At 69.4% G+C, this 6,264-nt stretch carries 9 protein-coding genes; 3 read left to right on the forward strand and 6 right to left on the reverse strand.

Translation table 11 applies throughout. From position 1 onward, the window contains the following. Positions 1–41 precede the first annotated feature (41 nt). Together N7640_RS02890 and N7640_RS02895 are read right to left on the reverse strand one after the other, a co-directional pair. Positions 42–440: a helicase gene (locus tag N7640_RS02890; RefSeq protein ID WP_220811247.1), complete on the reverse strand. Its 399-nt coding sequence runs from the start codon at positions 438–440 to the stop codon at positions 42–44. A gap of 143 nt (positions 441–583) precedes the next feature. Then, the gene (locus N7640_RS02895) at positions 584–985 is read right to left on the reverse strand and encodes a hypothetical protein (RefSeq protein WP_279906030.1); all 402 of its coding nucleotides are present in this window, start codon (positions 983–985) and stop codon (positions 584–586) included. Between the two features lie 125 nt (positions 986–1,110). Between N7640_RS02895 and N7640_RS02900 the strand changes: the two genes are divergently transcribed. The 3 genes from N7640_RS02900 to N7640_RS02910 all read left to right on the forward strand — a co-directional run bounded on the left by N7640_RS02900 (position 1,111) and on the right by N7640_RS02910 (position 3,219). Next, positions 1,111–1,896, forward strand: coding sequence for a helix-turn-helix domain-containing protein (locus N7640_RS02900; protein WP_279906029.1), 786 nt, complete (start codon positions 1,111–1,113; stop codon positions 1,894–1,896). A gap of 50 nt (positions 1,897–1,946) precedes the next feature. Then, entirely contained in the window at positions 1,947–2,486 is a 540-nt protein-coding gene (locus N7640_RS02905; RefSeq protein ID WP_279906028.1) for a transposase, read from the forward strand. 112 nt (positions 2,487–2,598) lie between these two features. After that, on the forward strand, positions 2,599–3,219 hold the full coding sequence (locus N7640_RS02910; RefSeq protein ID WP_279906027.1) for a LysE family transporter: 621 nt from the start codon (positions 2,599–2,601) through the stop codon (positions 3,217–3,219). Between the two features lie 152 nt (positions 3,220–3,371). On the opposite strand, the gene N7640_RS02915 is transcribed toward N7640_RS02910, so the two are convergent. The 4 genes from N7640_RS02915 to N7640_RS02930 all read right to left on the reverse strand — a co-directional run. Continuing rightward, complete coding sequence (locus tag N7640_RS02915; RefSeq protein WP_279906026.1) at positions 3,372–4,091, reverse strand: ABC transporter ATP-binding protein; 720 nt, start codon at positions 4,089–4,091, stop codon at positions 3,372–3,374. Between the two features lies 1 nt (position 4,092). Then, a complete protein-coding gene (locus N7640_RS02920) occupies positions 4,093–4,944 on the reverse strand; it encodes an ABC transporter permease (protein ID WP_279906025.1) in 852 nt (283 codons plus the stop codon). Between the two features lie 3 nt (positions 4,945–4,947). Beyond that, the gene (locus N7640_RS02925) at positions 4,948–5,937 is read right to left on the reverse strand and encodes an aliphatic sulfonate ABC transporter substrate-binding protein (RefSeq protein WP_279906024.1); all 990 of its coding nucleotides are present in this window, start codon (positions 5,935–5,937) and stop codon (positions 4,948–4,950) included. Between the two features lie 87 nt (positions 5,938–6,024). Next, positions 6,025–6,264, reverse strand: a 240-nt coding sequence (locus N7640_RS02930) for an OprD family outer membrane porin (protein ID WP_279906023.1), incomplete at its 5' end; no start/stop codon positions are given.

Genomic DNA, 6,264 nt, shown 5'->3' on the forward strand with positions numbered 1-6,264 from the left:
AAAGGCCCAGCCTAGCGCATGGGCCCGCGAGGGAAAGCGGCTCAGGCCGCTTTCTTGACCTCGTTCTTCTTTTTCTTCTTCGGCACCACATGCTTGAGCAGGCCCTGGAACCAGATCACCAGCGCCGGGTTGCCCTGGATCTGGATGTCCTTGTTCTGGATGCCCTGCATGAAGGCCAGCTGCTTGTTCTTGGCGTTCATGGTGGCGAAGCCGTAGGCGGCGTCCTTGAAGCCGATGGCGAAGGCAGGCTCGCTGGCCGCGCCGGCATGGCTGGTGACGCGCTTGTCCTTGATCCGGTAGTGACGCGCCAGCTTGCCGTCGAGGGTGTGCAGCTGGAACACCAGGTCCTTGCCTTCCAGTTGCTTCTGGAACTCGGGGTTGGTACGGCTGGCCTTGGCCATCAGGCGGCCCAGCATCCAGAGGAGAAAGCGGAGTTTCATGGCGCGCGGCCTCGGTGGTGGAGAAATCGGCGGCGCATTGTAGCGACTTCCGCGAGACACTACATCCCGCGCCGGACCGCTCCGCGGACCGGTCGTCACGCCGGCAAGGCCCCGCCTCGCGGGTGGGGCCATGCGCCTGGGATTCAGACCGGCACCGCCTCTGAGCGTTTCAGGCCGATCAGCTCCAGTTCGAGGAACAGCAGCACCAGCGCGGCCTGGCCGATGACGAACACCTGGCCGAGCAGGTTGGGCGACACCCAGCCGGCGAACAGCAGGGCCAGGCTGTCGATCGCCCACAGCGCGTTGATCGCGATCACGGCCCACACCAGCAGGCGGTTGATCCGCTCCTGGCAGCCCAGCCAGGCGAGGAACAGGCCCAGCGGCAACAGGGCCAGGCCGGCGCCGTACAGCAGGTCGGCGGGCAGCGCCAGCAGGTTGGCGTACCAGTCGGCGAGCAGTACCAGCAGGGAGCCGGTGGCCAGGCCGACCAGGCCGTCGGCGAGCAGGGCGCGACGCAGCAGCGGGGAAGCGTTCAGGGTGTTCATGGCGAAATCTCCGGATGGCGACGCCGGATCGGCGCCTGTCCATAGGGTTCGTCCGGATCGCGCCAGGCGTCGATTACGTCCCAGGTAATGGCCGCGATGACGCCCCTGGGCTATCGTCGGCAACCATGAACACAGCCCATCACCCCGTCGGCGCCCTGCTGCGCCAGTGGCGCCAGCGCCGCCGCCTGAGCCAGCTCGACCTGGCCTGCGAGGCGGACATCTCCACCCGCCACCTGAGCTTCGTCGAGACCGGCCGCGCCCTGCCCAGTCGCGAGATGCTGCTGCACCTGGCTGAGCAGCTGGAGATTCCGCTGCGCGAGCGCAACCGCCTGCTCACCGCCGCCGGCTACGCGCCGCTGTACAGCCAGCACGGCCTGGAAGACCCGGCGCTGGCCGCCGCCCGCACCGCCATCGAGCAGTTGCTCAAGGCCCACGAGCCCTACCCGGCGCTCACCATCGACCGCCAGTGGAACCTGCTGGCCGCTAACGGCGCGGTGGCACCGTTCCTCACCGGCATCCCGGCCGAGCTGCTCGGCCCGCCGCTCAACGTGCTGCGCATATCGCTGCACCCGGACGGGCTGGCGCCGCGCATCGTCAACCTGGCCCAGTGGCGCGCCTACCTGCTGATGCGCCTGCAGCACGACATCGACATCAGCGGCGACCCGCAGTTGATGGCGCTACAGGAAGAACTGCTGGGCTACCCGGCCCCCGAGGAAGTCCCCGCCCCGCAGCCGGACAGCGTGCTGATGGCGCTGCAGTTCCGCACGGAACAGGGCGTGCTCAGCCTGATCAGCACCACCACCGTGTTCGGCACCCCCAACGACGTGACCCTGGCCGAACTGGCCCTGGAAACCTTCTTCCCCGCCGACGCCGAAAGCGCGGCGCTGCTGCGCGCCATTGCCCAACCGTAGGGCGGGTGAAACCCGCGCAGCCCTGAACACCGCACAACAAGGACGTTGTGATGCCCTACTACAGACGCGCCGCCGTCCCCGGCGGAACCTATTTCTTCACGGTCGTCACCCAAGGCCGACAGGCCATCCTGACCCACGACGATGTGCGCACCGCCCTGCGCGAATCCATCGACCGGGTGCGGGCTCGGTTGCCATTCCGCATCGACGGCTGGGTGCTGCTGCCGGACCATATGCACGCCATCTGGACCCTGCCGGACGGCGATGCGGACTTTTCCAACCGCTGGCGACTGATCAAGCGCCATGTCGCCGTAGCCTGCTCGGCCTACCATCGCCCCGAGCTGCTGAGCGAACGGCGGATGGATAAAGGCCAGGGCAGCCTCTGGCAGAACCGGTTCTGGGAGCATCTGATCCGCGACGAGGCCGACCTGCGCAACCACCTCGACTACCTGCACGGCAATCCGCTCAGGCATGGCCTGGTGGAGCGGGTCGTCGACTGGCCCTGGTCGTCCTTCCATCGGTACGTGCTCGAGGGTATCTATCCGGCGGATTGGGGTGGTTCGGCGGATGCGGACATGCCGGTAGGCGAGTAGGCACACGCGGGTTTCACCCGCCCTACACAGAGTAGGGCGGGTGAAACCCGCGCTTGCCGTCGACGGAGACTGCCCTCATCTTGACCAGCCCACCAGGAAAACGGACTGCGCCATGCTCGAACTCGTCTCGGTCGTCACCATCACCCTGCTCGCCGTGGTCAGCCCCGGCGCCGATTTCGCCATGGTCAGCCGCAACAGCATGTTCCTGTCGCGCCGCGCCGGCCTGCTCACGGCGCTGGGCATCAGCCTCGGCGTGCTGGTACACGTGACCTACTCGATGCTCGGCATCGGCCTGCTGATCTCCCAGTCCATCGTGCTGTTCAACCTGGTCAAGTTCGCCGGCGCCGCCTACCTGATCTGGCTGGGCATCGGCATGCTGCGCAGCCGCAAGGCGGACCCGCAGCAGGTGCTGGACGCGCCCCGCCTGTCCGACTGGCAGGCGCTGCGGGTGGGCTTCCTGACCAATGCGCTGAATCCCAAGACCACGCTGTTCGTGGTCGCCCTGTTCACCCAGGTGATCAGCCCGGACACCGCCACCCTCACCCAGCTCGGCTACGGGCTGTTCATGGCCGTCGCCCACCTGTTCTGGTTCGCCCTGGTGGCCTATGGATTGTCCTCGGATGCGGCGCGCGCCTTCGTCGCCCGCAGCCGGCACCTGATCGAGCGGGCCATCGGCGGCGTGCTGGTGGCCCTGGGGCTGGGCCTGGCGGCGTCTTCGCTGCAGCGCAGCTAGACGCAGCGCCATCGCGCTTGCGTAGGGTGCGCCGTGCGCACCAGCAATCCTGTCCGGTGCGCACGGCGCACCCTACAAGAGCCCGCCACACTTCCCGCAGATAAAAAAACCGGGCCATGCGGCCCGGAAACAGCTTCCACCTTGAGGTTCGTTTACAGCGTCAGTTCGGTCAGTGCCTCGCCGCGCAGGTAGGCCAGTTCCACGGCGCGGCGGTCGCGCGGGTGCGGCAGGGGCACCGCCAGTTCGCGCTGGATGCGGCTCGGCGTGCCGCCCAGGATCAGTACGCGGTCGCTCAAGTAGAACGCCTCGTCGAGATCATGGGTGACCAGCAGCAGGGCGATGCCGTAGGTGTCGGCCAGGCGCACCACCAGGTCCTGCAGCTTCATCCGGGTGAAGGCGTCCACCGCGCTGAAGGGTTCGTCGAGCAGCAGCACCTGGGGCCGCTGGTACAGGCCGCGGGCGATGGCCACGCGCTGGGCCATGCCGCCGGAGAGCTGCTTGGGCAGCTTGTCGCCCTGGCCGGCCAGGCCGACATCGTCGAGCAACTGCCCGATCCAGGCGCCGTCGGCCTTGCGCCCATCGGCGAAACCGATGTTCTGCGCCACGTTCAGCCAGGGCAGCAGGCGCGGCTCCTGGAACACCACGCCGATGCCGGTGCCACCGCCGAAATCCAGCAGCGGGTTGTGCGCCAGGCCGCCGCTGAAGTCCTCGTCGAGGCCGGCGGCGATGCGCAGCAGGGTGCTCTTGCCGCAGCCGCTGGGGCCGAGCAGGCTGACGATCTCGCCCGGCGCCAGGCTGAGGTCGATGTCGTCGAGCACCCGCTGGCCGGCGAAGGCCTTGCGGATGCCGCGCAGTTCCAGCAACGCGCCCATCTCAACCCTCCCCGCCGACGAAGCTGTCGCGCCAGTGCAGGGCGCGCGCCTCGAAGGCCTTGAGCAGGCCATCGCTGAGCTTGCCGAACACGGCCAGCAGCAGGATGGCGGCGATCACCAGGTCCGGCCGCGAGGTCTCGCGGCCGTCGCTGAGCAGGTAGCCGAGGCCGCGGGTGGCGGCGATCAGCTCGGCGGCGACGAGGAACATCCAGCTCAGGCTGAGCGCCCCGCGCAGGCCGGTGAACAGGTTGGGCAGCGCCGCCGGCAGGAGGATGCGCCGGGTCAGCTCGACGCCGGACAGGCGATGCAGGCGGCCGACCTCGACCAGCTTGCGATCGACGTTGCGGATGCCGGCGAGCAGCGCCAGGTAGACCGGGAAGAAGGCGCCGAGGGCGATCAGCACCACCTTGGGCGTCTCGTCGATGCCCAGCCAGAGCAGCAGCAGCGGCACCCAGGCCAGGCTGGGGATCGCCCGCAGGGCCTGGAAGGTCGGCTCCAGGTAGCTCTCGGCGCGGCGGCTGAGGCCGACCCAGGCGCCGATCAGCACGGCCAGCGCCGTGCCGATGGCGAAGCCGGCCGCGACCCGCGCCAGGCTCACGCCGATGTGTCCCCACAGTTCGCCACCGGCGGCCAGCCACCACAGGGTCTGGCCGATCTGGCTGGGCGCCGGCAGCTGGTGCGCGGGAATCCAGCCGAGGCGCACCAGCGCCTCCAGCAGCACCAGCAGGGCCAGTGGCAGTACCAGCCCGCGCCAGTTGCCGGCCCACGGACGGCGCGGGGCCGTAGGCGAACGCTCGCCGCGGATGGCCGCGCGGGCGGCCAGGAAGGTGGCGAGCAGGCTGCTACCGGTCATGGCTCACGGCTCCGTCCTGGCCACCGGCTGGCCGATCACGCCGGCCGCCAGTTGCGGGCTGATCAGCTGGTCGACCACGGCGGCCACGTCGGTGCCCGGGCGCACCAGCTGCTCGTCGAGCAGGATGGGCGCGGCGGCCTTCAGCGCGGCGATGTGCTCGGCGCCCGGCTGCGGGTTGCCGAAGTCGGTGCGCGACAGTTGCAGCCTGGCCACGTCCAGCGGCAGCTTGGCCTCGCGGGCCAGCAGCTCGGCGGTCTCCTGCGGGTGGGCGATGGTCCACTGGCGCGCCTCCTCGTAGGCGGCGATGACCTTGCCGATCAGCTGCGGCTGTTCCTCGAGGAAGCGGTCGCTGACGTTGAGCACGCCGTAGCTGTTGAAGTCGAGGTTGCGATAGAGCAGGCGCGAGCCGGCCTGCAGCTGGCTGGCGGCCAGGTGCGGGTCGAGCCCGGACCAGGCATCCACGTCGCCGCGCTCCAGGGCCACGCGGCCGTCCGGGTGCTGCAGGTGGACGATCTCCACGTCGCCCTTGCCCAGGCCGGCGCTCTGCAGGCTGCGCAGCAGGAACAGGTAGGGATCGGTGCCTTTGGTGGCGGCGACCTTCTTGCCCTTGAGGTCGGCCAGGGTCTTGATCGGCGAATCCTTGGGCACGGCCAGGGCGGTCCACTCCGGACGGCTGGCGATGTACACGGTCTTCACCGGGCTGCCGTTGGCGCGGCTGAGCACGGCGGCGAGGCCGGCGGTGGAAGCGAAGTCGACGCTGCCGCCGTTGAGGTATTCGAGGGAGCGGTTGCTGCCCTGGCTGAACACCCACTTCACCGAGATGCCGTCGGCGGCCAGGCGTTTCTCGAGGATGCCCTGGTCCTTCAGCACCAGGCTGGTGGGGGCGTAGTAGGCGTAGTCCAGGCGGACTTCGCGAGGCTCGGCGGCGTGCGCAGCGACCGGCAGGGCAGCGGCCAGCAGGGCGGCGAGCAAGTGGCGGGGCTTGAAGCTCATGGAATTCTCCTTGGCGCTGGATTGGCCTTCCTGTCCGATGGCGGACGGGTCAGGAGAAGGCGGGGCGCGAGGCCCCGCCGTTGCCGGTCAGAGGATCGGCAGGGTGTAGCTGACGATCAGGCGGTTCTCGTCCTGGTCGTTGGCGCTGGTGTTGCCGCGCAGGGAGGCGTTGCGCCAGGAGAAGCCGAGGCCCTTGAGCGCGCCGTCCTGCAGGGTGTAGTCGAGGCGGAAGTCGCGCTCCCACTCGCGGCGGTCGCCGCCGGCGGCGTCGATGTTGTCGCCCGACAGGTAGGTGATGATCGCCTTCAGGCCCGGCGCGCCGACGGA

This window comes from Pseudomonas sp. GD04015, from assembly GCF_029837675.1.
GTDB classification, from domain to species: Bacteria; Pseudomonadota; Gammaproteobacteria; order Pseudomonadales; family Pseudomonadaceae; genus Aquipseudomonas; species Aquipseudomonas paralcaligenes.

Excerpts from the sequence above, each read along its gene's own strand:
- N7640_RS02900 (WP_279906029.1), top strand. The coding sequence starts at position 1,111 with ATGAACACAGCCCATCACCCCGTCGGCGCCCTGCTGCGCCAGTGGCGC.
- N7640_RS02895 (WP_279906030.1), bottom strand. The coding sequence starts at position 985 with ATGAACACCCTGAACGCTTCCCCGCTGCTGCGTCGCGCCCTGCTCGCC.
- N7640_RS02910 (WP_279906027.1), top strand. The coding sequence starts at position 2,599 with ATGCTCGAACTCGTCTCGGTCGTCACCATCACCCTGCTCGCCGTGGTC.
- N7640_RS02925 (WP_279906024.1), bottom strand. The coding sequence starts at position 5,937 with ATGAGCTTCAAGCCCCGCCACTTGCTCGCCGCCCTGCTGGCCGCTGCC.
- N7640_RS02920 (WP_279906025.1), bottom strand. The coding sequence starts at position 4,944 with ATGACCGGTAGCAGCCTGCTCGCCACCTTCCTGGCCGCCCGCGCGGCC.
- N7640_RS02890 (WP_220811247.1), bottom strand. The coding sequence starts at position 440 with ATGAAACTCCGCTTTCTCCTCTGGATGCTGGGCCGCCTGATGGCCAAG.
- N7640_RS02915 (WP_279906026.1), bottom strand. The coding sequence starts at position 4,091 with ATGGGCGCGTTGCTGGAACTGCGCGGCATCCGCAAGGCCTTCGCCGGC.
- N7640_RS02905 (WP_279906028.1), top strand. The coding sequence starts at position 1,947 with ATGCCCTACTACAGACGCGCCGCCGTCCCCGGCGGAACCTATTTCTTC.